This window comes from Lentzea sp. NPDC003310 (assembly GCF_040610935.1).
Classification (GTDB): domain Bacteria; phylum Actinomycetota; class Actinomycetes; order Mycobacteriales; family Pseudonocardiaceae; genus Lentzea.
Genome location: NZ_JBEXNC010000065.1, coordinates 1 through 1,187, shown reverse-complemented (window position 1 = coordinate 1,187; position 1,187 = coordinate 1). Strand labels below are relative to the sequence as shown.

The following is a 1,187-nucleotide window of genomic DNA, read 5'->3' as shown; positions in this document are numbered from 1 at the left end:
ATAATGTAATGCCAATTACTAAACGTTTTTCTTTTTAAAAACAAAAACTACTAGCATTAAGAAAATAATTATATAAAATATATTGCCTAGAACTAGTTCATGTAACTCTAGTTTTGTAGTTGCTTTAAGTGAATGATCACTTATTTGTGAAGTAATATTCATCATATTTATAGGTCCCCATTTTAACCATGGCCATCTATCTATAGCCATAGCTAATATAGAAGAGAGCAAAGAAGTGATCAAGAAAAATACTATACCTACAGCGATAGAAATTTCTGATCTATTCATTGCACAAGATATTAACAAAGTAATACTCAACACTAACCAAGTACCAATATAACATCCCAACGTTCCTAATAGCATTTGATTAAATAATGATAATTCATTTCCGATATTAGAAAATATACTAATATCATGATAGAAAATGGCGCATAAAATTAAAGAAAATACAACTGTAATCGCAAAATATATAAAAGAATATATAGCTAAAATTAATATTTTACTTAATATAATATTTTTACGAGAGGCGTTACGATACAGTATATTTTTGATGGTTCCATAATGAAATTCCATTGTAATAATAGTACTAGATTGAATGATTAATAAAAGTGTGACCCAAAAAGCACCGCCAAAGTTAGACTCTAGTAAGACTTTAGGTGGTACGTAGTTTTTAAGAAGTAAAGCTTGAAGTGTCATTAATACAATAATGATAAGTGGTATGATGAATGTTGATCTTTTTTTGAGTAATTTAAAGTTTTCTTGTTTAATTGAATTAATCATAATTGCTTCATTCCTCCTTATCTATAATATCAAGCAATACATTTTCTAAATCTTGTTCTTCATTTTGTTCTAAATTTTCTCGCGTAACTTCTTTTATAATCTTTCCTTTATCAATAATAAGCGTAGAATCAGTAATTTTAACTAACTCACTTAAAATATGACTTGATATTAAAAAAGTACTACCTCCTTTTGCTTTACTTAAGATCAATTGACGAACATCTCGAACAGCTTTAGGATCTAAACCATTCATGGGTTCATCTAAGATTATTAGTTTTGGACTATTTAAAAAAGCTATGGCAATACCTAATTTTTGTTTCATACCTAAAGAATAGGTTTTGACTTTATTATGTATATATTTGTTCATTTTTAACTCATCTGTGATTTGATTAATGGGATTTGTACTATTC

At 27.0% G+C, this 1,187-nt stretch carries 2 protein-coding genes; both read right to left on the bottom strand.

The annotated features are described in order from the left end of the window. Positions 1-18: 18 nt before the first annotated feature. Positions 19-780: an ABC transporter permease gene (locus tag ABZX02_RS43960; RefSeq protein WP_002456275.1), complete on the bottom strand. Its 762-nt coding sequence runs from the start codon at positions 778-780 to the stop codon at positions 19-21. Between the two features lie 7 nt (positions 781-787). Continuing rightward, the coding region (locus tag ABZX02_RS43955; RefSeq protein ID WP_355307972.1) for an AAA family ATPase at positions 788-1,187 on the bottom strand (400 nt) is incomplete at its 5' end.